The sequence below is a fragment of the Klebsiella sp. w6 genome, from assembly GCF_033100215.1.
GTDB lineage: Bacteria > Pseudomonadota > Gammaproteobacteria > Enterobacterales > Enterobacteriaceae > Klebsiella > Klebsiella variicola.
In genome coordinates this window covers 1,255,248-1,282,244 of record NZ_CP136907.1, presented here as the reverse complement: position 1 = coordinate 1,282,244, position 26,997 = coordinate 1,255,248, and the positions used below count along the sequence as shown (strand labels likewise).

The 26,997-nt window shown below is 59.1% G+C and carries 22 protein-coding genes; 2 read left to right on the top strand and 20 right to left on the bottom strand.

The genetic code is table 11. The annotated features are described in order from the left end of the window. Nucleotides 1–20: 20 nt before the first annotated feature. The 10 genes from der to R0140_RS06235 form a co-directional block, all read right to left on the bottom strand. The gene (der, locus tag R0140_RS06280) at nt 21–1,499 is read right to left on the bottom strand and encodes a ribosome biogenesis GTPase Der (RefSeq protein ID WP_008803808.1); all 1,479 of its coding nucleotides are present in this window, start codon (nt 1,497–1,499) and stop codon (nt 21–23) included. 113 nt (nt 1,500–1,612) lie between these two features. Then, nucleotides 1,613–2,791, bottom strand: a complete 1,179-nt coding sequence (gene bamB, locus R0140_RS06275; protein ID WP_008803807.1) for an outer membrane protein assembly factor BamB — start codon at nt 2,789–2,791, stop codon at nt 1,613–1,615. Nucleotides 2,792–2,801: 10 nt separating this feature from the next. Next, entirely contained in the window at nt 2,802–3,422 is a 621-nt protein-coding gene (locus tag R0140_RS06270; RefSeq protein ID WP_004201892.1) for a YfgM family protein, read from the bottom strand. Between the two features lie 34 nt (nt 3,423–3,456). Next, entirely contained in the window at nt 3,457–4,731 is a 1,275-nt protein-coding gene (hisS, locus tag R0140_RS06265; RefSeq protein ID WP_012967446.1) for a histidine--tRNA ligase, read from the bottom strand. Nucleotides 4,732–4,822: 91 nt separating this feature from the next. Beyond that, nucleotides 4,823–5,944 carry a flavodoxin-dependent (E)-4-hydroxy-3-methylbut-2-enyl-diphosphate synthase gene (ispG, locus tag R0140_RS06260; RefSeq protein WP_008803805.1) on the bottom strand — a complete coding sequence of 374 codons (1,122 nt, stop codon included), beginning with the start codon at nt 5,942–5,944 and terminating at the stop codon, nt 4,823–4,825. Between the two features lie 26 nt (nt 5,945–5,970). Next, the gene (gene rodZ / locus R0140_RS06255; protein ID WP_032736108.1) at nt 5,971–6,963 is read right to left on the bottom strand and encodes a cytoskeleton protein RodZ; all 993 of its coding nucleotides are present in this window, start codon (nt 6,961–6,963) and stop codon (nt 5,971–5,973) included. A 276-nt stretch (nt 6,964–7,239) separates the two neighbouring features. Beyond that, complete coding sequence (locus R0140_RS06250) at nt 7,240–8,406, bottom strand: dual-specificity RNA methyltransferase RlmN (protein WP_008803802.1); 1,167 nt, start codon at nt 8,404–8,406, stop codon at nt 7,240–7,242. 483 nt (nt 8,407–8,889) lie between these two features. Further along, the gene (gene ndk, locus R0140_RS06245) at nt 8,890–9,321 is read right to left on the bottom strand and encodes a nucleoside-diphosphate kinase (protein WP_004144312.1); all 432 of its coding nucleotides are present in this window, start codon (nt 9,319–9,321) and stop codon (nt 8,890–8,892) included. Between the two features lie 160 nt (nt 9,322–9,481). Beyond that, entirely contained in the window at nt 9,482–11,806 is a 2,325-nt protein-coding gene (pbpC, locus tag R0140_RS06240; RefSeq protein WP_110222368.1) for a peptidoglycan glycosyltransferase PbpC, read from the bottom strand. Further along, nucleotides 11,807–16,756, bottom strand: a complete 4,950-nt coding sequence (locus R0140_RS06235; protein WP_080923920.1) for an alpha-2-macroglobulin family protein — start codon at nt 16,754–16,756, stop codon at nt 11,807–11,809. It lies immediately after the preceding gene. A 206-nt stretch (nt 16,757–16,962) separates the two neighbouring features. Here R0140_RS06235 and sseA point away from each other — a divergent pair, with 206 nt between their 5' ends. Beyond that, on the top strand, nt 16,963–17,820 hold the full coding sequence (gene sseA, locus R0140_RS06230; protein ID WP_080923921.1) for a 3-mercaptopyruvate sulfurtransferase: 858 nt from the start codon (nt 16,963–16,965) through the stop codon (nt 17,818–17,820). Nucleotides 17,821–18,046: 226 nt separating this feature from the next. Further along, complete coding sequence (locus R0140_RS06225) at nt 18,047–18,889, top strand: hypothetical protein (protein ID WP_008803796.1); 843 nt, start codon at nt 18,047–18,049, stop codon at nt 18,887–18,889. A gap of 70 nt (nt 18,890–18,959) precedes the next feature. Here R0140_RS06225 and sseB read toward each other — a convergent pair whose 3' ends face one another. The 10 genes from sseB to iscR all read right to left on the bottom strand — a co-directional run bounded on the left by sseB (nt 18,960) and on the right by iscR (nt 26,862). Next, complete coding sequence (sseB, locus tag R0140_RS06220; protein ID WP_008803795.1) at nt 18,960–19,736, bottom strand: enhanced serine sensitivity protein SseB; 777 nt, start codon at nt 19,734–19,736, stop codon at nt 18,960–18,962. Between the two features lie 97 nt (nt 19,737–19,833). Continuing rightward, complete coding sequence (gene pepB / locus R0140_RS06215; RefSeq protein WP_012967441.1) at nt 19,834–21,120, bottom strand: aminopeptidase PepB; 1,287 nt, start codon at nt 21,118–21,120, stop codon at nt 19,834–19,836. Between the two features lie 107 nt (nt 21,121–21,227). After that, nucleotides 21,228–21,428, bottom strand: a complete 201-nt coding sequence (gene iscX, locus R0140_RS06210) for a Fe-S cluster assembly protein IscX (RefSeq protein WP_002913954.1) — start codon at nt 21,426–21,428, stop codon at nt 21,228–21,230. A gap of 1 nt (nt 21,429) precedes the next feature. Next, on the bottom strand, nt 21,430–21,765 hold the full coding sequence (fdx, locus tag R0140_RS06205; RefSeq protein ID WP_004201872.1) for an ISC system 2Fe-2S type ferredoxin: 336 nt from the start codon (nt 21,763–21,765) through the stop codon (nt 21,430–21,432). Nucleotide 21,766: 1 nt separating this feature from the next. Next, nucleotides 21,767–23,617: a Fe-S protein assembly chaperone HscA gene (gene hscA / locus R0140_RS06200; protein WP_022064875.1), complete on the bottom strand. Its 1,851-nt coding sequence runs from the start codon at nt 23,615–23,617 to the stop codon at nt 21,767–21,769. A 15-nt stretch (nt 23,618–23,632) separates the two neighbouring features. After that, nucleotides 23,633–24,148 carry a co-chaperone HscB gene (hscB, locus tag R0140_RS06195; protein ID WP_008803792.1) on the bottom strand — a complete coding sequence of 172 codons (516 nt, stop codon included), beginning with the start codon at nt 24,146–24,148 and terminating at the stop codon, nt 23,633–23,635. 74 nt (nt 24,149–24,222) lie between these two features. Continuing rightward, nucleotides 24,223–24,546: an iron-sulfur cluster assembly protein IscA gene (iscA, locus tag R0140_RS06190; protein ID WP_002913979.1), complete on the bottom strand. Its 324-nt coding sequence runs from the start codon at nt 24,544–24,546 to the stop codon at nt 24,223–24,225. A 17-nt stretch (nt 24,547–24,563) separates the two neighbouring features. Further along, nucleotides 24,564–24,950 carry a Fe-S cluster assembly scaffold IscU gene (iscU, locus tag R0140_RS06185; protein ID WP_002913991.1) on the bottom strand — a complete coding sequence of 129 codons (387 nt, stop codon included), beginning with the start codon at nt 24,948–24,950 and terminating at the stop codon, nt 24,564–24,566. A 26-nt stretch (nt 24,951–24,976) separates the two neighbouring features. Continuing rightward, the gene (gene iscS, locus R0140_RS06180; RefSeq protein ID WP_008803791.1) at nt 24,977–26,191 is read right to left on the bottom strand and encodes a cysteine desulfurase; all 1,215 of its coding nucleotides are present in this window, start codon (nt 26,189–26,191) and stop codon (nt 24,977–24,979) included. 179 nt (nt 26,192–26,370) lie between these two features. Next, nucleotides 26,371–26,862 (bottom strand): Fe-S cluster assembly transcriptional regulator IscR, encoded by a 492-nt coding sequence (gene iscR / locus R0140_RS06175; RefSeq protein WP_008803790.1) that lies wholly within the window; start codon nt 26,860–26,862, stop codon nt 26,371–26,373. Nucleotides 26,863–26,997: the final 135 nt, after the last annotated feature.

Sequence of the window (26,997 nt, the reverse complement as noted above, 5' to 3'; positions counted from 1 at the left end):
CGCCGAAGCGGGTTTGATGATTATTTGCTTTTCTTGATGTGCTTGATCAAGCGCTTACGTTTACGCATCTGGTTCGGCGTCAGGGTGTTGCGCTTGTTGGCGAACGGGTTTTCCCCTTCCTTGAACTGGATCCGGATTGGCGTACCCATCACGTCCAGGGATTTACGGAAGTAGTTCATCAGGTAGCGCTTGTAGGAATCCGGCAGATCCTTCACCTGGTTACCGTGGATTACCACGATAGGTGGGTTGTAGCCCCCGGCGTGGGCATATTTCAGCTTCACGCGACGGCCACGCACCAGCGGTGGCTGATGATCTTCCGCCGCCATGTTCATGATCCGGGTCAGCATCGCGGTGCTTACGCGGCGGGTGGCGCTGTCATAGGCTTCGCGTACCGATTCAAACAGGTTGCCGACGCCGCTGCCGTGCAGGGCGGAGATGAAGTGCACCCGGGCAAAGTCGATAAAGCCCAGACGATAGTCGAGGGTCTCCTTCACCTGCTCCTTCACTTCCTGACTCAGGCCATCCCACTTGTTAACAACGATCACCAGCGAACGACCGCTGTTGAGGATAAAGCCCAGCAGCGAGAGGTCCTGATCGGAGATCCCTTCGCGAGCATCGATCACCAGCAGCACGACGTTGGCGTCTTCAATCGCCTGCAGCGTTTTGATCACCGAGAACTTTTCCACGACGTCGGTGATTTTCCCGCGCTTACGTACCCCGGCGGTATCGATGAGCACATATTCACGCTCGTCACGCTGCATCGGGATGTAAATACTGTCGCGGGTGGTGCCCGGCATATCGTAAACCACCACGCGATCTTCACCGAGGATGCGGTTGGTGAGGGTTGATTTACCGACGTTAGGGCGTCCAACAATCGCCAGCTTGATCGGCAGATCCTGCGGATTGAAGTCGTCCTCCGGCTCTTCTTCCGCTTCACCATTCTGCTCGGCTTCGAATTTTGCCCAGTATTCGGCGTCTTCATCCACCTCTTCCTGCGGGCTGATCTCATCCACCCATGGCAGCAGGGCCTGCTCCAGCAGGCTGGTCACGCCGCGGCCGTGCGAAGCAGCGATAGGATAGATATCACCCAGGCCTAAGGACCAGAAGTCCGCCATCGCCTGGTCGACATCGATGCCGTCGGTTTTATTGGCCACCAGGAAGGTGGGCTTTTCACGAGAGCGCAGATGTTTAGCGATGGCGATGTCCGCCGGCATCAGGCCTGCGCGCGCATCGACCATAAACAGCACCACATCGGCCTCTTCGATAGCCAACAGCGACTGCTCCGCCATCCGGGTTTCCACGCCCTCTTCCGTACCATCAATACCACCGGTATCGATACAGATGAATTCGCGGCCTTCGACTTCGGCCCGACCGTACTTACGGTCACGAGTCAGCCCCGGGAAATCCGCAACCAGCGCATCACGAGTGCGCGTCAGGCGGTTAAAGAGCGTGGATTTTCCAACGTTAGGGCGCCCGACAAGCGCGACCACAGGTATCATGTTAAATGCCTCATACAATCACTAAGCAACATCGTCTTAACGACGTTTTTAAAAAAGTCAAAACGGCCCCTGTCTGCCAGGGGCCGTTTCTTAATCATTCACGACAGCGGTAATTAACGCGTAATCGCGTACAGCGTACCGTCTTTCGCCTGGATCAGCAGTCGACCATCTGCAACCACCGGATCGGTCAGGAAGCCGGAACTATCGACTTTCTGCTGTGCCACAAAATGGCCATCTTCCGGATTCACCCAGTGCATGTAGCCTTCGCTATCACCGACGACCAGATTGCCATTATACAACACCGGCGCGGTCAGCAAACGGTGCAGCAGATCGCTTTGCGTCCACAGGGTCACACCACCATCGGTGGTCAGTGCCAGCAGGCGATCGTTCTGGTCAACCAGGTAGATACGGTTACCATCGACGATGAAATCATTCACCGAACCCAGCTCGCGTTTCCACATAATCTGGCCGCTACGCAGGTCCAGCGCGGTCAGGTTACCGTTATAAGCCAGCGCATAAACCACACCGTTAACGATGATCGGCGTCGTGTCGACGTCGTTCAGGCGGTCAATTTCCGTCGGGCCGGTGGCCGTAGAAATACGCTGCTGCCAAATCATCTGCCCCTGCTGCATCAATACTGCACTGACGCGGCCGTTGTCGCCGCCGACGATCGCCGCGCCATAAGCGGTCGCAGGCGCAGACTCGCCGCGCAGGGAGAGTGCCGGCATATCGAGGTTAACGGTCCACTTCACGGCACCATCGGTCTCATTCAACGCCTGCAGCTGGCCGTTACTGGTATGCACCAGCACCATGCCATCGCTCACCACCGGACGCGACAGCGCCTCGCCAGCAACGCGGGTTTGCCAGGCAACGGTACCATCGCTGGTATTCAGCGCATACAGCTGCGCTTTCTCACTGCCAATATAAACATGGCCGCCAGAGACGGTCACACCGCCGGAAAGCAGCGCTGGCACGCGCGAGAACCAGCCATCTTTCTCCGCCAGGTTCACAGACCACACCTCTTTGCCGTCGTCCGCGTTCAGCGCTTTGACGGTGCCTTTACGGTCAGCAGCATACACTACGCCGTCGGCGAAGGCCGGATGAAGGTTAGAGTAAAATTCGCCGATACCATCGCCAACCGAGGTGCTCCAGGACGTGGACGGCGTAAACTGGTTTTCTACCGTCGGCAGCGGTGACATTTTCACCACATCTTCTTCGCTATTAAACAGCGAACACCCGCTCAGCAAGGTAACGGAAAGCAGCCCTGGCAAAAGTAATTTACGCAATTGCATCGAGTCCCTCTCAGATGGACAAATTATTCATTTTCATACGCATCATTTCGCTGAGCGCAGGAGAAGCATCGCTTTTCACGCCAGCTTCCCACGCCGCACGGGCCCCTTGCTTATCGCCTTTGCTCAACAGAATTTCGCCGCGCAAATCGGCCACAATGGCGGTCCAGCCCTCACCTTTGATGCTGTCGAGGGTTTTCAGCGCCGCATCAGCCTGTTTCATCTGCAGCTGAACGCGGGCAAGACGCATGCTGATAACCGATTTCAGGTTATCATCAGACGCGGCCGCCAGCCCCTGCTGCAGCTGCTTTTCAGCGTTAGGCAGATCGTTCTGTTCAACAAAATGCTGTGCCAGCTCGAGGGAGGCGAAGGCGCCGTAGGTATTTTTATTGTCAGCCGCGAATTTCTCCGCCCCTGACAGTACTTCTGGCGTATTCGATTTCAGCGCGGAAGTCGCCTGTTCGTAAGCCAGAGACGCGTCTCTGGCCGTATCCTGCTGATGGGAGGTCCAGTAGCGCCAGCCAACCAGCGCGCCAATCCCTAAAATCACCCCGACCGCCAGCGCTTTGCCGTTTTCGGCAAAGAAGCGCTTCAGCGCATCGACCTGATCGTTCTCGTTGTTAAAAGTTTCCACGCAGTCCTTCTCCTGACTAATAATTCCCGGGAGATTAACCCAGAAGTGTGCGCAAATGCGCGGCAACGCTCTCCTGCGTTACGGTAGTTTGCTCACCTGAGCGTAAATCCTTCACTACCACGTTTCCGTCAGCGATCTCTGACTCACCGACCACCAGGGCGATACGGGCGCCCCACTTATCGGCGCGGGCAAACTGCTTCTTAAAGTTGCCGCCGCCGTGGTTGGTCATCAGCTTGACGCCGGGCAGCGCATCGCGAACCTGCTCAGCCAGACGCATTGCAGCAGACTGAGTATCGGTCCCGGAGGCTACCAGGTATATATCGACAACAGGATCGGCTTTAAATTCCGGATTCACTGCCTGGACCAGTAAAACAAGACGTTCCAGCCCCATAGCAAAACCCACGCCCGGGGTGGCACGACCGCCAAGCTGCTCAACCAGACCGTCGTAGCGGCCGCCGGCGCAGACGGTGCCCTGGGAACCGAGGCTGGTGGTTACCCACTCGAACACGGTACGGTTATAGTAGTCGAGGCCGCGTACCAGACGCTGGTTGACGGTGTAGCGGATCCCGGCATCGTCGAGCAGCGCGCACAGGCCGGCAAAGTGGGTTTTCGACTCTTCGTCGAGGTAGTCGCCGAGCGCCGGCGCGTCGTTCAGCAGCGCCTGCACGTCCGGGTTCTTGGAGTCCAGCACCCGCAGCGGGTTGGTGTACATCCGGCGTTTGCTGTCTTCATCCAGTTTATCGGTAAACTGCTCCAGGTAAGCGACCAGCGCGTCGCGGTAGTTGGCACGCGCTTCCAGCGAACCGATGGAGTTCAGCTCAAGGCTGACGTGATCGGAGATGCCCAGCTCACGCCACCAGCGCGCGGTCAGCATAATCAGCTCGGCATCGATGTCCGGGCCCTGCAGGCCAAACACTTCGGCGCCAATCTGATGGAACTGGCGGTAGCGACCTTTCTGCGGACGCTCGTGGCGGAACATTGGCCCGACGTACCACAGACGCTGTTCTTGATTGTACAGCAGACCATGTTCGATGCCGGCACGTACGCAGCCCGCCGTCCCTTCCGGACGCAGCGTCAGGCTGTCGCCGTTGCGGTCCTCAAAGGTGTACATCTCTTTTTCAACCACGTCGGTCACTTCGCCGATCGCGCGTTTGAATAACGGGGTCTGCTCTACAATCGGCAAACGGATTTCGCTGTAACCGTAGCTACCGAGCACCTGCTTCAGTGAGCCTTCAATGCGCTGCCAGAGAGCGGTTTCGCCCGGCAGATAATCGTTCATGCCACGGATGGCTTGAATGTTCTTTGCCACGTTTATTCTCTTTATATATACAAAAATGAACCCCGGCGCCTTGCGCCCGCAGGTTCAATCATACACGGGAAGCGTATCGCTTCCCAACACGTTATTTTGCTTCAAGCTGTTGAACGTCAATACGACGGGCTTCATCGAGCATCGAGGCTTTGGCACGAATACGCGCTTCCAGCTGGTCGATCATGTCGTCGTTGTCCAGTCGATCTTTACGCACGCCGTCTTCATAAAGGCCGCTTTTCTTGTTGCCGCCGGTCACGCCGAGGGTGGAGACCAGCGCTTCGCCCGGACCATTCACCACGCAGCCGATGATCGAAACATCCATCGGGGTGATGATATCTTCCAGACGCTGCTCCAGGGCGTTGACCGTACCGATAACGTCAAACTCCTGACGCGAGCAGGTTGGGCAGGCAATGAAGTTAATGCCGCGAGCACGAATGCGCAGGGACTTGAGGATATCGAAGCCGACCTTGATCTCTTCCACCGGATCCGCCGCCAGCGAGACGCGCAGCGTATCGCCGATCCCCTCGGATAACAGCAGGCCCAGGCCGATCGCGGACTTCACCGCGCCGCTGCGTGCCCCACCCGCTTCGGTGATCCCGAGATGCAGCGGCTGATCGATCTGTTTCGCCAGCAGGCGATAAGACTCTACCGCCAGGAAGACGTCGGAGGCTTTAACGCTGACTTTAAACTGATCGAAGTTGAGGCGATCGAGATGATCGACGTGGCGCATAGCAGATTCGAGCAGCGCCTGCGGCGTCGGCTCGCCATATTTTTCCTGCAGATCTTTTTCCAGCGAGCCGGCGTTGACGCCGATGCGAATAGGAATGTTTTTATCGCGTGCGCAGTCCACAACCGTGCGAATGCGCTCTTCGTTGCCGATGTTGCCCGGGTTGATACGCAGGCAGTCAACACCGTATTCGGCGACTTTCAGCGCGATACGGTAGTCAAAATGGATATCGGCGACCAGCGGGACGTTGACCTGCTGTTTGATCAGTTTGAACGCTTCGGCGGCATCCATCGTCGGAACAGAGACGCGGACGATGTCCGCGCCGACGCGCTCTAACGCTTTGATTTGGCTTACCGTCGCGGCCACATCGGTGGTACGCGTATTGGTCATTGACTGGACGGCGATGGGGGCCCCATCGCCAATTGGCACATTACCAACGTAAATACGTTTAGATTTTCTACGTTGAATCGGAGCCTGGTTATGCATGAAAAATCTCCCGCGTTACCCGTCTGTTACTGCGCCGGTGATTGTTCGGCATTGAGGGTCAGACGCGCAACCTGGTTAGTTCTGATAAAACGACTCAAATCGACTGGCTTGCCGAGGAACTGGATCTGTACCGCTGCCGGGGCGCCAATTTTCAGTTTATACGGCGCCTGACCGCTCAGGTTCAGGTTGCCGCCTTTACGCTGCAGGCCGCTGAACAGTTTTTTACCGGTGGCATCGCTCACTTCCAGCCAGCAGTCGGCGGAAAAGTTCATCACCAGATCCTGTGCCGACGCCGCAGGGGTCGTGACGTTCGCCTGATCGGTCGGTAACGGCGAGGCCGGCGTTGCCGGGGTCGTCGGGGCCGTTCCGGCGGTATCGACATTAGCCTGAGAAGGTGCCACGACCGCGTTATTGTCCGCTGGCGTCTGAGCCGGGGCGCTGGTGGTCGGTGCGCTGGCGGTAGCGGTTGGCGCGCTGTTCGCGGCGCTATCGGTGCCTGAGTCTACCGGCGCGCTGGTATCCAGCGGCACGTTCTGGCTGTTGGCGTCACCGCCGTTCAGCTCAGCGGAAGACTGATCGGCCATGGTCGAGATCTCTTCCTGCTGCGCCTTATGGTCTTGCCACCACCAGGCACCGCTCAGGCCGATAACCACAAACAGCACCAGCCAGGTAAAGCTCATCAGCCAACCATCGCGCTTTTTGCGACGCTTGCCTAAAGAGAAGCTCTGCATTGGCGCGACCTTTGCCGCACGGATAGGCGCTTGCTTGGCCATCATCGGCAGCAGTTCTTCTTCAGGGATATGTACGAGGCGAGCGTAGGAACGGATGTAACCGCGCAGGAAGGTGGAGGCGAGGTCGGCAGGTGCCTTATCGTCTTCAATATCACGAACCGTGGACACCTTCAGGCATAAGCGTTCGGCCACCGCTTGCTGGCTAAGTCCGAGTTGTTCGCGGGCGTGACGCAAACGCGCGCCCGTGGTGTTTGCTTCTTGATGATCTTGAGTGGCTTCAGTATTCATTCGCTACAACTACTGGTACGTGAAATTTAAAGTTCAGCGCGGGAAAACGCCGGCGCCGCGAGACATCTGTGGTACGTCAGCCTCACAGTATAGGACTGTCAGGCGCGCGATCACAGAGACGAATCAAAATTGAATGCTAAGCGGTTGTTGTGCCGCTACATACTGCCTCAAAGTCGACAAAAACGCACCGTAATTATTAACTGAATCAGCGTATTTCGCCTGGTTATTGGTCATAAATATGACCCGCGCCGCCTGTGCTGCACGGGTCATCATTTGTCAGACCGCTTTTACGTCAATCGCTTCACCCTGCATCCGCTTACGCAGCGTGCGCTTGGTACGGTCAATAACATCGCCCGCCAACTGGCCGCAGGCGGCATCAATATCGTCACCGCGGGTTTTACGCACGATGGTCGTAAATCCATACTCCATCAGGACCTTGGAGAAACGGTCGATGCGGCTGTTGGAGCTACGGCCGTAAGGCGCCCCCGGGAAGGGGTTCCATGGGATCAGGTTGATCTTGCACGGGGTGTCTTTCAGCAGCGCCGCCAGCTCGTGGGCGTGCTCGGTACCGTCGTTGACGTGATCCAGCATGACGTACTCGATGGTCACCCGGCCCTGGTTGGCGTTGGACTTCGAAATATAACCACGCACCGAGTTGAGGAAGGTCTCGATGTTGTATTTTTTGTTGATCGGGACGATTTCGTCACGAATGGTGTCGTTCGGCGCGTGCAGGGAAATCGCCAGCGCAACGTCGATCATATCGCCGAGCTTATCCAGCGCCGGCACCACGCCTGACGTCGACAGGGTGACGCGACGTTTGGAGAGACCAAAACCGAAGTCATCCAGCATGATTTCCATCGCCGGGACGACGTTGTTAAGGTTCAGCAGCGGCTCGCCCATGCCCATCATTACCACGTTGGTGATCGGACGCACGCCGGTGGTCTTCACCGCGCCGACGATTTTCGCCGCGCGCCAGACCTGGCCGATAATTTCGGACACCCGCAGGTTGCGGTTAAAGCCCTGCTGGGCGGTGGAGCAGAATTTACATTCCAGCGCGCAGCCTACCTGTGAAGAGACGCACAGGGTGGCGCGGTCTTCTTCCGGGATATAGACGGTCTCGACGCGCTGATCGCCAACGGCGATCGCCCATTTGATGGTGCCGTCGGTTGAGCGTTGCTCTTCCACCACTTCCGGGGCACGGATCTCAGCGACTTCTTTCAGTTTGCCGCGCAGGACTTTGTTGATGTCGGTCATTTCATCAAAGTCGTCGCAGCAGTAGTGATACATCCATTTCATCACCTGATCGGCGCGGAAAGGCTTCTCGCCCATGTTTTTAAAAAACTCGCGCATCTGCTGACGGTTTAAATCCAGCAGGTTGATTTTGGCATCTTTGTTCGGCACCGTCAGAGCGGCGGTATCAGGCGTGACAATTTGTTCAGACATAATGTTTTCCGGCCTCGTTATTACACGTTATGGCCCCAGGTGGGTTGAAAAAGAAACGCCCCGGAGAGCGACTGCTCGTCCAGGGGCGCTATATTCTACAAATTCTGGCGCATCATTGCCACGTTTGCACAAAGCAATGATAAAAAATCTGTAACTGACTGCTCAATCCTCTAAGGCTTTTCGATTGTCGCAAGGCGGCAAGCAAGTGGCAAATTCGTCGGGAACGAATTTGACCAGCCGTAGGCTGGCCTCCAGTGAGAGGCAGGAGCCTCTCATTAATCCCCGGGAGCATAGATAACTATGTGACCGGGGTGAACGCGCGCAGCCAACGCCGCGACGGTCGAAAAGACGAGGTTTGTATCTCCAAAGTATTTCAGGTCACAGCGAGGCGGCGAGTTCGCAAATCCCCGGGAGCATAGATAACTATGTGACCGGGGTGCGCGAAGGAAGCCAACAATGCTGTGGCGTGAAAGACGCAGGAGATTAGCGAGTGCGCGGGCAAACCTCGCCTTCAGCAAAGAAGAACGCGATTTCGCGAGCAGCGGATTCTACAGAATCGGAACCATGGGTGCCGTTCTCAGTGAAGCTATCAGCGTAGTCAGCGCGCAGGGTACCGGCCAGAGCGTTCGCCGGGTTGGTGGCGCCCAGCAGGTCACGGTGACGCTGAACCGCATTTTCGCCTTCCAGGACGGAAACCACGATCGGGCCGGAGGTCATGAATTCAACCAGACCATCGAAGAACGGACGACCTTCGTGCTCAGCATAGAAACCGCGAGCCTGCTCAACGGTCAGATGCAGCATTTTGGTGCCGACGATTTTGAACCCTGCAGCTTCAAAGCGAGAAAAGATGCTGCCAATAACGTTTTTTGCCACCGCGTTTGGTTTGATGATGGAAAAAGTACGTTCAATAGCCATGATTACCTCTAATTAAATGTTCTGTTGTTGCGCATACGATCGTATGGCCTGGCGCGCATTATAATGAGCAACGTCGGCGATGCCTACGGATGAAGGTAACATTTTGTTAAAATAAGATGAGTATTGGAAACACAAACCGCCAACAACAAATTTACCCTGGTTATTGCAGGGTGAAACTGGCGGCCGCCGTTTGCCCAGCCTCATCCATGACCACCAGCTGCCACTCGCCAGGCTTATCCAGCGTTAGCGTGGTTGTCGCACCGGTGGCATCTAACGGCTGGCCGTTGATAAACCACCAGCGCCGCCCTTCTCCACCGCTGGTTTGCACGGGTAACATCACCCGCGCCTCGCCCGGCAGACGTTTTATTAACGCCCCTTCGCGAATACCTGACAACACCAGCGGCGCGGCATTCTGAGTTTGCAACGGTGGGCACACTTTCGATACCGGCCCCAGACGCGCGCGACGGCGCTCCCTGGCCGGCAGCCACGGTTCCAGCGGCAGCGGCCAGACATCAATAACGACTTCAGTCGCACCCGGACAATCCGCGGCCACCCTTTCCCCTGCTGCGTTGCGCCACACCGGGAAGCGGATCCCGCGCACGCCCTCCTGCCCGGGCAGCAGCAGCGTCGGTGGCTGGCTGGCATCCAGCAGCCAGCTGGCTAAGCGCCGGCGGCAGTTGCTGTCACCGGCCGGTAGATCCTGCCCGCCTGGCCAGCAAATAGTCCCGCGGCTCACCGTTTGCGGGCGCGGGTCGACCGGCAGCCCGCCGCGGCTCATCGCCTGGCGCGCCAGCAACAGATTATTGACCTGGTTTAACAGCGGCACGGCGCTGGCGAAGCCAAACTGGCCCACCACCGGCGTACCGTCTGGCCGTCCGGTCCAGATACCTATCAGATATCGCGCATTGAGGCCGACCGCCCACGCATCGCGATAGCCATAGCTGGTACCGGTTTTCCACGCCAGCGGCACCACTTGCGGCAGTGAGGCATCGGGAACCGGTTGCGCTTCGCCAGCCAAAATGCGCCGGACAATCCACGCCGCGCCGGGTGACATCAGCGATCTTTCCACCAGCGGGTCGTCGGGCTTCAGGCGCAGCCGCGCCGCCTTGCCGTGACGGGCAAAGGCGCTGTACGCCGCGACGATATCTTCCAGCCGTGCCCCGGCCCCACCGAGGATCAGCGACAGGTTCGGCTCTGCGCCAGCGGGCAGCGTCAGGGGCAGCCCGGCGTTGCGTAAATTCGCCGCGAAACGTTTGGGCCCGTAGGCTTCAAGCACCTGCACCGCCGGCAGATTCAGGGAGCGCACCAGCGCCTCGCTGGCGCTCACCGGGCCATGAAATCCGCTGTCAAAATTGCCGGGACGATAATCGCTAAAGCGTCGTGGAACATCCTGTAATAACGACGCCGGATGGATCAGCCCGTCATCCATCGCCATCGCGTAGACAAAGGGTTTCAGCACCGATCCCGGCGAACGCACCGCCGAGACCATATCAATATGGCCGAAGCGGCTGTCGTCGGTGATATCCGCCGATCCCACCCAGCCGCGGACTTTCATATCCGTGTGATCGACGACAACAATCGCCAGTGAGCTGCGCGGCGACAGGCGCGATTTCCAGTTCAGCGCCAGATCCTCAAGCTGCCGCTGGAGCCCGGCATCGAGCGTTGTCGTCACCTTTTCGTCGCGACTGGTCGCCAGCGCCCGGCGCGAAAAAAGCGGCGCCAGCTGCGGCATCTGCCGCGGGAATAGCCATACAGGTTCCTCCATCGCTTCCTGTACCGGCCGTTGCGGCCAGACGCCCTGGCTGACCATGCGCGTGAGGACTTTATCGCGCGCCGCCTGGGCCCGCTGCGGCCAGCGGTCCGGGCGCAAACGACTGGGCGCCTGGGGCAGCACCGCCAGCAGCGCCGCCTCGCCGTAGCTGAGCTGAGCGGGCGGTTTGCCAAGATAAGCCCAGCTGGCCGCGCCGATCCCCTGCAGAGTGCCGCCAAAAGGCGCGCGGTTCAGATACAGGGTAAGAATGTCGTTTTTTGACAGATGCCACTCCAGCTGCAGCGCCCGCCATAGCTGTCGTAGCTTGCCGCCGAAGGTGCGCGGATGAGGGTCGAGCAGACGCGCGACCTGCATGGTAAGCGTGCTGCCGCCGGAAATGACCCGCCCGGAGGTTAAATCCTGCCAGGCGGCGCGCAGCACCGCGAAGGGATTGACCCCTGGATGTTTCCAGAACCAGCGGTCTTCATACTGGATGAGCGCCTGCAGATAGCGCGGCGACACGTCGGCGAGAGTCACCGGATAACGCCAGACGCCCTGCGTATCGGCAAAGCGCCAGAGCGGCGTGCCGTCTTCCGCCACCACCACGCGGGCAGGCGTGACGTCCTGCAGCGGCAGCGGCCACAGGCGATCGGCGGCCAGCACCGCCAGCCACAGCAGAAAAATAAACGCCGCCAGCCAGCGCCAGCGGCGTTTAACCCGAGGCAATACGCGCATTTACGGCGTCACGGTGAGCGGACCGCTGGCCGCCCCGGTCGCCCGCCACTGCGGCACATACATCGATTCCACCTGGGGCTGCGGGACCTGATAAGTGCCCGGCGTCACCGCCCGCGCCAGATAGACCAGCGTCACCGGCTGGCCTTCATTGACAGCGACAGCGGCGACGAAACGGTCGTCACGGAACTCGATATGCTGAATATCCGCCTGCTGCATCTGGTTAAGGAGATTTTGCACCGCGTCGCCATTCTCCTGCAGGCTGGCGCTGCTGTTGGCCAGATTCTGGTTTTCCAGTTCCAGACCGGCAGGCAACAGATCAACCACCAGCGCGTCAGGCACATTGCGTTTGGCGGTCACCTCCAGCTTCACCAGCACCAGTTCGCCGCTGCGCAACGAGGTCAGCGATTTCTGCTGGCCGTGGGTATCGAAAATAGCGCGTTCAATCCCCAACACGTTGCCGCCCGGCTGTGGCGCGCTTTGCGGATAGCCGCTGCTGTCGAGACGCAGCCACAGCGGCTGACTGCCGGTATTACTCACTTGCAGCGTCGCCAGCCGATCGCCGTCGAGGTTACGGGTTTGCGCTTTGTCGCCGGCCAGCGGCTCAGCCTGCAGCGAGGTTTGCGCCTGCCAGTTGCCCGGCAGGTCGGCAAGCGTACGTCCGGCAAGGAACAGGGCGTTGGTTTCCTGGGTCGACAGCCAGCGCTGGCCGTAGGTCTCTTCCGACAGCGTGCTCAACAGCGTGTTTTGCACCTCCGGCAGCAACTTGTTCTCTTCCAGCAGCGCCAGCTTCAGGGCGTCATCGCGAAGCGGGCTACCGTAATCGCCCAGCCAACGATTCTCATCCTGGCGCGGGGTGGCAACCGCCAGCTTCATGGCCTCATCGCCGCGCGGCGCATCGCCCATGGTTTTCAGCGCAATGCCGAGCTGCAGCAGCGGCAAGCCGGATCGCGCCTGGTCGTGACGGCTCCAGATTTCACGCAATGCGCCGAGCGGGGCTTTTTGCTGACGCGCCAGCACCAGCGCGGCGTATGCCTGGGCGGCAAAGCGGCTGGCCTGGGCGTCATCGCTGTAGCGCACGGTCATCAGCCCCGGCTCCTGCAGATAGCGCAGCAGGCGTTCGTTACCTTTATTAATGGCGTTGACCGGTACGCTATAGCCCTGCTCGCCCGCGCGGACGAGGAAGTCCATGGCGTAGGCGGTCAGCCAGTACTCTTCCGGCCCCTCTTTATCCCACAACGCAAAGCCGCCGTTTTCCAGTTGCATCTGCAGCAGGCGTGAGATACCAACATCGATTGCCGCGCGGCGTTTTTCATCGCTATCGCCGCTGATGCCCAGCGCTTTTAGCTGCGCCGCGCTGGTGTACAGCGACGGGAACAGGCCGCTGGCGGTCTGCTCAAGGCAGCCGTAAGGATAGGCTTTCAGCTCACGGATATAGCGCGCGAGGTTCAACGGCGGTTTCCCGCTGAGCAGCAGTTGGCCCTGCAGCGTTTGCGGGGCGAACCCCTGGCTCTGCGCCGCCGGCGCCTGCCAGCTTTCGCCGGGCTGTAGCACCGCGCCGCTGTTGACAGTCTGGGCCGGGAAAGCCGGGCGGACGCCGATTCTCCACTGTTTCTGCAGCGGGGCGAAGGTTTCTCCCGGCAGACTCAGGCCGCTGATAGTAGCATTGACCTGACCATCGCCGAATCCCGCCAGCGCGCTCACCGGTATAAACAGCGTGCTGCGCGCCCCCGGCGCCAGTTGCACCGGCGGCAGTTGACTCTCGCTCAACGTTACCAGCCCGCTGGCGGTAAGGTGAACCTGCAGGGTTTGCGGTTTATCGGTCAGATTACTGAGATCCAGCGCCAGCCGTGTGGTGTCGCCGCTGGCGAGGAAGCGCGGGGTGTTCAGTTCGGCGATGACCGGGGCGGCCACCACCACTTTATCTTCGCTGCTGCCGAAGTCATCCGCCGTCCACGCCTGGGCCATCACCCGCAGCTCGCCGTTAAAATCGCCAATGGGTAACGTCACCGTGCCTTCGCCCTGATCGTTCAATACCACCGGCTGCGCCTGCTGGGCGACGATCGTCACGTGGTTGACCGGCGGTTTGCCGCCGCGTTTTAACTCGTCGCCATCGCCGCCGAAGCGCAGGCTGGCCACACGTCCCTGCCCTTCGATCACCTGGCCGTAGATGTCATAGATATCTGCGCCGTAACGCTTCTGGCCAAAGAAGGCGTTCCACGGATCCGGGGTAGCGTAATCGGTGATATTCAGTACCCCGCTATCCACCGCCGAGAGCAGGACGTTGACCTGTTTCGGCGCCTCGCCCTCTTTGACGCTGGCTTTCACTTTCACCGTCAGCGGCTGGTTGGGGCGCATTTTGTCCGGAGCCTCCAGCGCCAGCGTCAGGCGGCGGTTTTCATCGCCCAGCGGCAGATGCAGCAGGCCGACCGCGCGTTTCGGCGTCGCCGAGCGGGATTTATCGCCGGGGCGAACCACCAGCGTGCTGAGGTAGAGATCGTGGCGGTTCCAGGCTTTATCCACCGGAATAGACAAATCCATCCCCTCCGCCGGGACGTCAATTTCCTGCCACCACAGCGGCCCTTCGCTGGATTCCACCATCGCGTAGCCTTTACCCGCCGCCGGGGCGGCGATGTGCAGCTTGATGGTGTCGCCCGGTTTATAACTCGGTTTATCCAGCTTCATGGTGACCCGATCAGGACGCGCCGCGCCGGTACCTTCGCTGTTATCCTGCCAGCTATAGCCGGCCCAGAAGCGCACGCTGCTGACCACGTCGTCCGGCCCTTTCACCTCCAGGCGATATGAGCCCCACTCTACCGGGAAGCTCACTTTGCCGGTTTGTCCGGCCTGCAGATCCAGCGACTCCTCGCCCTCCTGCAGATCTTTCTGATCGAACTGCGACTGCCAGCCTTCGCTATCGGACCAGTTCCAGTAGTAGTCGCGGCGCTCGCGGATCAGCCGTACCTGCAGGCCCGAGACCGCTTTTTTCTCGCCTTTGGCGTCGGCATAGACGATATCAAACGCAGCGTTACTGTTCTCATCGACCACCGGCTGCTTCACGGTGGTATCGGTGCGGTAATCGTAAACGTCCTTCAGCGTAAATTGCGGGCGGATCCCCGGCAGCGCCCCGGCGGGCCAGATCGGCTGCTGTACGGTACGGGTCACCGGACGCCCCCCGGATTCCAGCAGGCTCGCCTGCAACACCACCTGCAGCGGCGAATGGCTATCCTGCCACTGGCTTGAGGTGGTCACTTCGCCATGGCCTTTTTCGTCCAGCGTCAGCTGGACTTCATCCAGACTACGGGAGAGGTTTTCTTCCGCAATATCGCCGAACTGGAAGCCCGGCAGCGCGGCGACGGCGTCGCGCAGCGGGCGCAGGAACAGCTTGCCCTGCAGCTGGTTGCCGCTGGCCGGCGCGCCGTAGAGATAAGCGCCGCTGACGCCAAAGGTGACGTCGGCATCCGGCGCGACTGGCTCGGCCTGCGGCGTCAGGTTCAGGGCCATGCGTTCCGGCATAAAGTCTTCGACGTGGAAGTCCCACTCGCGCGGCTGGTTATCGCCGGTGCTGGCGCGAATGTGCCACATGCCGGTAGCCGCGCCGCTGTCGAGCGGATAAGTGAACTGGTACAGACCATTCACCGGTTTGCTCATCACCGAACGGATCACCTGGCCGTCCGGCTGAACCACCTCCAGCTTCACCGGCTGCTCCGCCAGCGGCTTGCCGTCGCTATCGCGCAACAGCGCATTGAGGATCACCGTTTCGCCCGGCCGATAGAGATCGCGCGGGCCAAACATAAAGAACTGTTTGCTAAAGCCGGGCGCCCCTGCGATAGAGAATTCCGCCAGATCCAGCGCCGGCAACTTGAGATCGAGCAGCGTCGTCTGCCCCTCTTTACGCGCCAGCAGCAGCGCGGCTTCTTTATCGGTTTGCAGAGTAACGTGGCCCTGGCTGTCGCTTTTCGCCTCCGCCAGGGTCTGCCCTTTGGCGTTGAGCAGCTGGACGTCGATACCAGACTGGGCGGCGCCGTTTTCCAGGCTCTGGGTAAAGACGTCCAGCCGGTTGTGGTAGCGATGCGCCGAGACGCCGATATCGCTGAGGGTAAACAGCGTCGCCGCGTTGCTGTAGCTATAATGGCCCGCCGGGTTCATCACCGCCACGTAGACGCCCGGCTGCTGGAGCGGCTTGATATCGTTCAGCGGCAGCAGCAGCTTTTCGCGGGTATTGCGTGCCGGGTTGAGATCGAAGCGGCCGGTATAGACCAGATCCGCCATCTTCAGCAGCTCATCAGACTCCCAGTTGCTTAACGAGTTGCGGTATTCCCACTGGCTGACAAACGCGGAGAGTGATTCCGGCTTAATACGGAAGAAGTTAACGTCGACATTATCAACGTTCAGCGCCATCACCGGCAGCCCGGCGACCACGTTGCCCGGCAGCAGCGAGCCGCGGCTGGCGAAACCAACGCTCGGTGCGATATCGCGGGTGGTCAGGGTCTTCTCGAACGGTTTGTCGAGCGTGGCCTTGTTCAGGGCGGTCAGCGTCGGGTCGACCGAGACAATCAGCTCGCGCTTTGGCTCAAGGTGACGCAGACGCAGCTCTTTCAGATTCGGCGCCAGCTCCCAGGCACCGTCCACCTTACCGCTTTTCTTGTCGACCAGATGCACGCTGCGGGAGAAATCCTGGTCCGGCTGCAGCGGCACGGAAAACGTCAGCACCAGGGTCGCGGCGCCATCCAGTTGCACCTCCGAGGCGTCGAGCAGCGTCAGCGCTTTGCCCTGGCTTTTTTCCGCCAGCGCCGCCAGCTGGGCGCGGTCCGGTTTTGCCGTCGCGCCTGGGTTGCTATCCGCAGCTGGCGCCGGGGCCGTGGCCTGCGGCGTACCGCTGTCATCACACCCGGTTAATGAAAATGCGGTAAGGAGCGCCAGTGACAGCGCCGCTAAACGAAATGGTTTCATCCTTCTAACCCCTCGGCCGGTGGGCCTGATGCAAATTATCACTTTTTATTATGCGTTAAGGCGGCACTTCTCAACAGTGATGACGCGGGTTTCTGCCGATTAATCAGAAAAGTGCCGTGACGTCGTCCCCACTCTGACGTCCTTAACTTGTCAGCGTGAGATAAAACGCCGACAATTCAGTCATGAATTGTAAAACGGAGGCACCCATGTCCACCTCGTTTTTTGTCGCCGCCGACTGGCTGGCAGAACATATTGATGATCCGGAGATCCAGATTATCGACGCCCGTATGGCGCCCGCCGGGCAGGAGGCCCTGCGCGATATGGCCGCGGAATACCGCGCCGGCCACGTGCCGAACGCGCTGTTTTTCGATATCGAGGCGCTGTCCGATCACACCAGCCCGCTGCCGCATATGATGCCGCGCGCCGAGGCGTTTGCCGTCGCCATGCGCGAGCTGGGCGTCTGCAGCGATAAGCACCTGGTGGTTTATGACGAAGGCAATCTGTTTTCCGCGCCTCGCGCCTGGTGGATGCTGCGCACCTTTGGCGTGGAGAAGGTGTCCATACTGGCCGGTGGGCTGGAGGGCTGGCGACGTGACGAACTGCCGCTGGAGCAAGGCGTGCCCGAGGTGGCCGAAGGGGAATTCGACGTGCGTTTCGATCCCCAACAAATTAAGCGCCTGACCGACGTCCTGCTGGTCAGCCATGAAGGGTCGGCGCAGATTGTCGATGCGCGTCCGGCGGCCCGGTTTAACGGCCAGGCCGACGAACCGCGCCCGGGCCTGCGTCGCGGGCATATCCCTGGCGCGCTTAACGTGCCGTGGACGGAGCTGGTGATTAACGGCGAACTGAAAACCGTCGACGAGCTGAACGACATCTTTTTACGTCAGGATGTCGATTTTGAACGGCCGATCATCGCCAGCTGCGGATCGGGGGTGACGGCGGCGGTGGTCGTGCTGGCGCTCACCACGCTTGGCGTGAACGGCGTCTGCCTGTACGACGGCTCCTGGAGCGAATGGGGCGCGCGGAGCGATCTGCCGATTGAACCGGCCCCTGCCGCTCCGTAAACACGGCGTGACCGCGGGCCTCCCGTCCCGCGGTCACTAAATAATTTCTGATTTTCCCTCTCCCCTCCTTCTGCTTCTCGCTAAACCGGTTACTCTGTGCTGCCGCAAGGTTTGTACCTGCCGTATTCGCTTTGCCTGATGAGGAGGCAGAGCACCGGTACGGAATTCCTCAGGACTGATAGCGCATCCAGTCCGTCCCAATCTGATGTCACCACAAGGAGTGAAAATGGCATTAGTCTCTAACCCACATTCTGCTGATTCACCGCGCCGTCCCTGGCTGGGAGGCATAGCTGGCCTGCTGGCGGGCGGAGTCATTCTTTATTTTTGGCCGCAATGGAACCGGACATGGTTAAGCCTGGTGCCTGTGCCGGTTTCTGTTTATACCCGCTTTCTCGGGGTCACGCTGGAAGAGGTCCCGTTAATAACCTATGGTCACCAGGCGCTGCTGGGTTTTCTGATGGTGCTGCTCGCGCCCGGTTACGGTAAGTCGACCCTTGCCGCGTGGATGATGCATAACCCTGCGTCAAGCCGGCGCTGGCCCGGCGAGGTTCTCCGCGCCTGGGGCATAAAATTTGGCCTGCTGATTATCGTCTTTTGCAATCTGTTCTTTTTATCCCGGGTCGGATCCGGGACCCTGGCGTTATATATTTTTATTCTCCAGCACGTCAGCGTTGCCGCGGCGGTGGCGTCAGGGGTGCTGCTCCTGCGTGACGCCCGACGTCTGGCCCGCACGTTCGACGCTCAGCTGGCGGACCTGCGCCTCCTCGTGATACTCACTCTGGGGTTTCAGACGATTTTGCCGGCGCAGATCGCGCTGATGAGCGCCCGGGGCGTGAATACGCCGCTGGGCTGGTACATTGTTATCGCGCAAATGGCAGGGGTGTTACTGGCGTTTATGCTGGTCGGCGGGCTGGTGGCAGCGCTACGTTCTTTGCTGGGCGAGGAGAGATGTCGGGCATGGCGTGGGGATATGGCGCTCTTCAACGGCATTGTCACGCTGTGTGTGACGGGATTTCTTATCTATAACATGGCGTCAGCCTATCCGCGGATCTTTGCTGCGCTGCATTAACCCTGGCAAAGCCGATTTTCGGCCTCACACTGGAAGCATAAAGAAACAGCGGGGGCAGCCGCCCCCGCGGTCAGATAATGCGGTTTTGTTTGAAATCGCGCAGGAAGCTGCCCCAGCGCTTTTCATAGAACGGTGTGATATGGGCAATCATAAAGTGGCTGATGCCCTTCTCGCCTTCCACCACCTGACAAATATCGATCGGCTCATCGCCGGGCAGGGTATCGGTCGCCACGCTGCCGGTGGTCTGAATAATGGACTCGATATCCCCTTCCGCTTCAATACCTATCAGCAGATTAGCGGGCGCGTCGGCGTGCTCTTTGATCGAGCACAGGAACGCCCGCTTGACGGTTTTCAGCGTTTTGAACAGCGTGGTCAGCGAATCGACCATCTGCGCCGGCGGGTCAGCGACTTCAGACAATAACAGCGCTTCGCCCCCTTCCAGCACCGTCTGGGTGCTGAGCGGGCTGCCCTCTTCCCCGAGCAGATGGCTGATTTCACGCGGGGTGAACTCTTTGCCGCTCGGCAGCTTCGGGTTGAGGAACAGCGATTCGCCCAGCGTCATCGCCATCAGCGTACGGGCCGGCATCATCACGAAAGCCTGTTCGTCTTCCACCGCCTGCTGTAGCGCCTCCAGCGAGGTAAAGAACGGGATCACCGAGCTGCCGTCATCTTTTTCCCAGTGCTGCAGATCCAGCGCGCTGTCTTCGACAATCTGCTCACCATCGGCTGCACTGCCGGGTACCCAGACGGTCGCCTCCAGCAGCGCGCTGAAAAATGCCGGACGGTGGGCGGGCTCAGTCGCCGCTTTTTCCAGCAGGGTTTCTAATTCATTTTTCGTATCAGACATAGTTTGGCTACTTCACAATGAATTGCCCGGCGGCCATTCGTCCACGCGGGCATACGGTTTTCCTGGCCGGGTAAGCGTAGCGCCCCCGGCAAGGCCGTTACTCAGCCGTCAGCAGGTTAGCAATGGTACGCACGCCAAGACCCGTCGCGCCCGCCGACCACTGCTCAACGGCAGATTTACGGTAGGTTGCCGAACAGTCGATATGCAGCCAGCCCTGATGGTAGTTTTCCACGAAGTGGGACAGGAAACCCGCCGCGGTACTGGCGCCAGCCGGATAGGCGGCACTGCCGGTGTTGTTCAGTTCAGCGAAGTTCGACGGCAGCTGGTTGCGGTGGAACTCGGCCAGCGGCAGACGCCAGAAGGCTTCGTTTTCCGCCTGGGCGCTCGCCAGCAGGCGATTCGCCAGCGCATCGTCAAAGCTGAACAGCGCGTGGTAGTCATTACCCAACGCGGTTTTCGCCGCGCCGGTCAGGGTGGCGGCATCGATGATCAGCGCCGGCTTCTGCGCCGAAGCGTCAATCAGGCCATCCGCCAGCACCAGGCGGCCTTCGGCGTCAGTGTTCATCACTTCAACGGTTTTGCCGTTACGATAATGAATAATATCGCCGAGTTTAAAGGCGTTACCGCTGATCAGGTTGTCGGCGCAGCACAGGTAGAGCTTCACGCGCTTGTTCAGCCCGCGGGTAATGGCAAAAGCCAGCGCGCCGGTGATGGTCGCCGCGCCGCCCATATCGGATTTCATTGAATCCATAAAGGCGCTCTGTTTGATGCTGTAGCCGCCGGAATCAAAAGTGATGCCTTTGCCCACCAGGCAGGCGTATACCGGGGCTTCTTTATCGCCGGTCGGGTTATAATCCAGCGCCAGCAGGACCGGCGGACGCTCGGAGCCGCGGCCTACGGTGTGCAGACCGAGATAGCCCTGCTCACGCAGATCTTCGCCTTTGGTGATGCGATAGCTCATCTGCTCGCCCGCCACGCTGCACAGCAGGTCCACGGCGCGCTGTGCCAGCTGCTCCGGGCCCAGCTCTTCCGCCGGCGCGTTGATGGTGTCGCGCACCCAGTCAATAATGGTCAGACGGTTGTCCAGCTCGCTACGCTGCGCATCGTCCAGGGTCGGCCATTCAACTTTACGGGTGCCTTTCGGACCTTTATAACCCGCCCAGAACGCCCACGCGCGGTCGGTGTCCCAGCCTTCGCCGCTTAACGCGACATGTTTGATGCCCATACCGTCAATTTTACGCGCCGCGCGCTGAATCAGGCCCAGGTCGTCTTTGCCGTTGAGGTGCAGGGCGATGCCGTCGTTATTAATGCTGTAAGACGCCTTTTCTCCCCAGCGCGCATCGGCTGGCTGAGTAGAAAGCGTAATCTTCATGGCTTCGGTCATTATCATTATCCTTCTTAGCAAACGGGCCACCGTATGGCAGCCCGTAATGTTCTCTCGCTCGATGATTCATCCGACTTAATACCGTCGCATAAATCATAACGCGAAAATTATTCGGCTTCGTCTAACCAGACTAACAGAATCGCCTCGAGAATTTTTTCATTGGATGCGTTTGGGTCGTCATCGAACTCTTCCAGATCGCAAATCCACTGATGCATGTCGGTAAAGCGAACGGTTTTCGGATCGAGATCCGGATAAGCGTCGTACAGCGCTTCGCCGATTTCACGGCTGTCGGTCCATTTCAGTGCCATATTAATGCTCGCGTGCGTGGTTGATGGTGTAACGCGGGATCTCAACGACCAGATCTTCGTCGGTGACGCGCGCCTGGCAGCTCAGGCGGCTGTCAGGCTCCAGTCCCCAGGCTTTATCCAGCATATCGTCTTCATCTTCGGTACTTTCCGCCAGCGAGTCAAAGCCTTCACGCACGATGCAGTGGCAGGTGGTGCAGGCACAGGATTTTTCGCAGGCGTGTTCAATCTCGATGCCGCTACGCAGCGCCGCATCCAGAATAGTTTCACCAGTCTCAGCTTCCACAACGATGCCATCCGGACACAGGTCCTGGTGGGGCAGAAATACAATTTTTGGCATTTTAAACCTCGTCCACGGATTGGCCTTTCAGCGCGATACGGACCGACTGATCCATACGGCGGGCGGCGAATTCCTGGGTTTGTGTGTCGATATTTTTAATCGCTTCTTTAATGGCGTCGGCGTCGTCGCCTGCCGCCGCGGCGCGTACCTGCTCCGCAGCGGCATCGATAGCCTGACGCTCCGCGGCGCTTAACAGCGCGGCGTCGGCGGCCAGCGCGCTTGTCAGGCTCTCCAGGACACGGGCGGCTTCCACTTTCTGTTCAGCCAGCATGCGCGCCTGGACATCCTGTTCGGCGTAGCTCATCGAATCTTTAATCATGGTGGCGATTTCGCCATCGGTCAGACCGTAAGACGGTTTCACCTGGATAGAGGCTTCCACCCCGGTCGATTTTTCCATCGCCGTGACGCTCAGCAGACCGTCGGCATCGACCTGGAAGGTGACGCGAATATGCGCCCCGCCCGCTGGCAGAGCCGGGATCCCGCGTAGCGCAAAACGCGCCAGCGAGCGGCAATCCTGCACCAGCTCACGCTCGCCCTGCATCACATGAATGGACATCGCCGTCTGACCATCTTTGAAGGTGGTAAACTCCTGCGCGCGGGCCACCGGAATGGTGGTATTACGCGGGATCACTTTCTCCACCAGGCCGCCCATGGTCTCCAGCCCTAACGACAGCGGGATAACGTCGAGCAGCAGCAGTTCGCTGTCCGGCTTGTTGCCGACCAGAATATCCGCCTGAATCGCCGCGCCGATGGCGACGACTTTGTCCGGGTCGATGGAGGTCAGCGGGGTGCGGCCAAAGAATTCGCCAACGCGTTCGCGCACCAGCGGCACGCGAGTGGAACCGCCGACCATCACCACTTCCAGCACCTCTTGCGCCTCAACGCCGGCGTCTTTCAGCGCGCGACGGCAGGCCAGTAAAGTGCGTTTTACCAGCGGGGCAATCAGATCGTTAAACTGGCTGCGGGTGATATCGCCCTGCCAGCCGCCGACCTCGACGTGCGCTGCCTCGGCATCGCTGAGGGTGATTTTCGCCGCGATGGCGGCATCCAGCAGCTCACGCTGCAGGCGGTTATCGCTGCGGTCGCTGAAGCCCGCCTGCTCGCGCAGATAGTCGGCCAGCAGATGGTCGAAATCATCGCCGCCGAGCGCCGAGTCACCGCCGGTCGCCAGCACTTCAAACACCCCGCGGCTTAAGCGCAGAATGGAAATATCAAAGGTGCCGCCGCCGAGATCGTAGACCGCAATTACCCCTTCCTGACCGGAATCGAGGCCGTAGGCGATAGCCGCCGCGGTCGGCTCATTGAGCAGGCGCAGCACGTGCAGCCCCGCCAGACGCGCCGCGTCTTTGGTCCCCTGACGCTGAGCGTCGTCGAAATAAGCGGGAACGGTGATCACCACGCCGTCGAGTTCGCCAGCCAGCGCTTCGGTTGCCCGGGCAGCCAGCGCTTTCAGGATGTCGGCGGAGACGCGAATCGGGTTCAGCAGGCCGCCGGCGGTCTGGATCATCGGCAGGCCGTTTTCACTGGCCTGCAGCTGATACGGCAGATGCGGGTAGCGGTTTTGAATATCGGCGAGGGAGCGCCCCATCATTCGCTTCACCGAGCTGATGGTATTGGCAGGATCCTGGGCGGCGTTAAGCCGGGCATCATAGCCGACGGTCAGCCCCGAAGCGTGGTAGTTCACCACCGACGGCAGCAGATAGCGGCCTTGATGGTCGGGCAAGGTTTCGGCCTGGCCGCTACGCACGGTAGCCACCAGAGAATTGGTGGTGCCCAGGTCGATACCGGCCGCCAGACGACGCTGGTGCGGCGCGGCGCTCAGGCCGGGCTCACTAATTTGTAATAAGGCCATAATTGCTTCCGAAAATTAAAAATCGAGCAGTTTTTCTTCGAGTTCTTCAGCACTGCTGCGCAGTTTATCAAGAAAACGGAGCTTACGTACCGTATCCGCCGCCGCCTCCCAGCTCTCATTATGCAATTGGTCAACCATCAGTTGATGGCGGGTATCAAACAGCGCTTTCACTCGTTTGATAAAGGCTTCCAGCCGCGCATCGTCTTTCGCCTTACCGATCTCGTCGAGCTCTTCGCGTAGCTCCAGCTGTTCCATCAGGAATGCGGTATCGCGAACGGTATGCTGCTCGCTGGCCAGATCGAAGCCATGAAGCGAGAGGAGGTATTCCGCCCGGGTCAACGGATGGCGCAGCGTCTGCCAGGCCTGGTTTATGGTCGCGGAATGCTGAACCGCCGCAAGCTGTTCCGCAGCAGGCGCGCTGGCAAATTTATCCGGATGGTACTGGCGCTGCAGATCCTGATACCGGACAGCCAGTTGTTCAAGCGAGAGGGTATAGCTGGCTGGTAACCCGAAGAGGGTGAAATAGTCCATAGTAACCTCAGGGTCATGCATCTAAATGAAAACCCCACGCGCGGCGTAACCGCGGTGGGGTTGGGGATGACCGATTATACGTTAAAGCTTTCGCCGCAGCCGCACTCGTCTTTGACGTTAGGGTTGGTGAACTTGAACCCTTCGTTGAGGCCTTCTTTGACGAAGTCCAGCTGAGTGCCGTCGAGGAATTGCAGACTTTTGCCGTCGATCACGACCTTCACGCCTTTGTCTTCAAACACGGTGTCTTCTGCCGCCGGCTCGTCAACAAACTCCAGTACATAGGCCATACCCGAGCAGCCGGAGGTTCTCACGCCCAGGCGCAGGCCAAACCCTTTACCGCGGTTCGCCAGAAAGGCATTGACTCGCGCTGCAGCACTGTCGCTAAGAGTAATCGACATAACAAAACCTCAACTAATTATTTTGCTTCACGTTTGCTTTTGTAATCCGCAATCGCGGCTTTAATCGCGTCTTCCGCCAGAATAGAGCAGTGAATTTTCACCGGCGGCAGTTCCAGTTCATCGGCGATATCGGTGTTCTTGATCGCCTGCGCTTCGTCCAGGGATTTGCCCTTCACCCACTCGGTGACCAGGGAGCTGGAAGCGATGGCGGAACCGCAGCCGTAGGTTTTGAAGCGCGCGTCTTCAATGATACCTTCATTGTTGACTTTAATCTGCAACTTCATCACGTCGCCGCAGGCCGGCGCGCCGACCATACCGCTGCCGACGTTCTCGTCGCTGTTGTCAAAAGAGCCGACGTTGCGCGGATTCTCGTAATGATCGATAACTTTTTCGCTGTATGCCATGTTGAATTCTCCTTATCGGTGCCGAATTAGTGATGTGACCATTCAATACTGTTCAAATCCACGCCCTGCTTAAACATTTCCCACAGCGGAGAAAGATCGCGCAGACGGCCGATGGAGTTACGAACCAGTTTGATGGTGTAGTCAATCTCTTCTTCGGTAGTGAAACGACCTAAAGAGAAACGAATAGAGCTGTGCGCCAGTTCATCAGTCATGCCTAACGCGCGCAGCACGTAGGATGGCTCAAGGCTCGCGGAAGTACAGGCTGAACCGGAGGAAACCGCCAGGTCTTTCAGCGCCATAATCAGCGACTCACCTTCAACGTAGTTGAAGCTGACGTTAAGAATGTTCGGCGCGCCCTGCTCGAGGTCGCCGTTGAGATAAACTTCTTCCATATCCTTCACGCCGTTCCACAGACGGTTGCGCAGCGTGCGCAGACGCGCCATTTCGCTTTCCATCTCTTCTTTGGCGATACGGTAAGCTTCACCCATGCCGACGATCTGGTGAACAGGCAAAGTACCAGAACGCATACCGCGCTCGTGGCCACCGCCGTGCATCTGCGCTTCGATACGGATACGCGGTTTACGGCGAACGTACAGCGCGCCAATGCCTTTCGGACCATAGATTTTATGGCCGGAGAAGGACATCAGGTCCACCTTCAGCTGGCTCAGATCGATAGGCAGCTTGCCCACGCTCTGGGTGGCGTCTACGTGGTAAATGATACCGCGGGCGCGACACATCTCGCCGATGGTAGCGATATCCTGCACCACGCCGATTTCGTTATTCACATGCATGATGGAAACCAGGATGGTGTCGTCACGCATCGCCGCTTCCAGCTCTTTGAGATCGATAATCCCGTTGCGCTGCGGCGCCAGGTAGGTCACCTCGAAGCCTTCACGCTCCAGCTGACGGCAGGTATCCAGAACCGCTTTATGCTCGGTTTTGCTGGTGATGATGTGCTTGCCTTTTTTCTGATAAAAGTTGGCTGCACCCTTGATCGCCAGGTTGTCGGATTCAGTCGCACCAGAGGTAAAGACGATTTCGCGCGGGTCGGCACCGACCAGCTCGGCAATCTGATTGCGGGCGATATCAACCGCCTCTTCAGCCTGCCAGCCAAAACGGTGGGAACGGGAGGCCGGGTTACCAAAGGTCCCGTCCATGGTCAGGAACTGCATCATTTTCTCGGCAACACGCGGGTCCACCGGCGTGGTTGCGGAGTAATCGAGATAAATCGGTAATTTCATTGCTCTTAAACTCCGTACATCACTCAATGCAAGGAATCAGGCAACCGGCTTGATGTACGACCGAGTACACGGAATGCTGGCGCATCCCGGCCTGATTCTGAAAGCTCTTTATAATCGTTGTCCCGACCGTTTCGTGCTGCCTCGCCCTGTCAGCCGCAGTCCGAAACGGGACGGGTCACTCAGGCGCGCAGCTTAACGTTGATCGCGTCCTGGGTGCGCGCATTGCGCTGGGTTTCGTGCTGATGCTGACGGCCGGACACATCAAGGATCTCCTGGTTATTCACCAGTTCACCCAGGGTGATATTGTTCAGGAAGCCGGTCAGGCGTTCGCTCAAATCGCGCCACAGCGCGTGAGTCAGGCACTTATCGCCGCCCTGACAGCCGCCTTTGCCCTGGCAACGGGTCGCGTCAACGGATTCGTCTACCGCGCTGATCACTTCGCCGACGGCGATGCTGCTGGCATCTTTACCTAACAGATAACCACCGCCTGGACCACGAACGCTGGAAACCAGGCCATTTTTACGCAGGCGAGAGAACAGCTGTTCCAGATAGGAAAGCGAAATTCCCTGACGCTCTGAAATATCTGCCAACGGCACCGGGCCCGTTTCAGAGTTGAGCGCAACGTCAAGCATCGCGGTCACGGCATAACGCCCTTTAGATGTCAGTCTCATGTCTTACTTAACCTCAAACTCGCCCCTGGCCGGGCTTTTTATTAATATGGGTATTGCATAGCAGGGCCAAGTCTGACATTCCCGAGTAATTTGGTCAACTATTTACTTGACTGTTTTAGTCAGGTATTTGGCTTT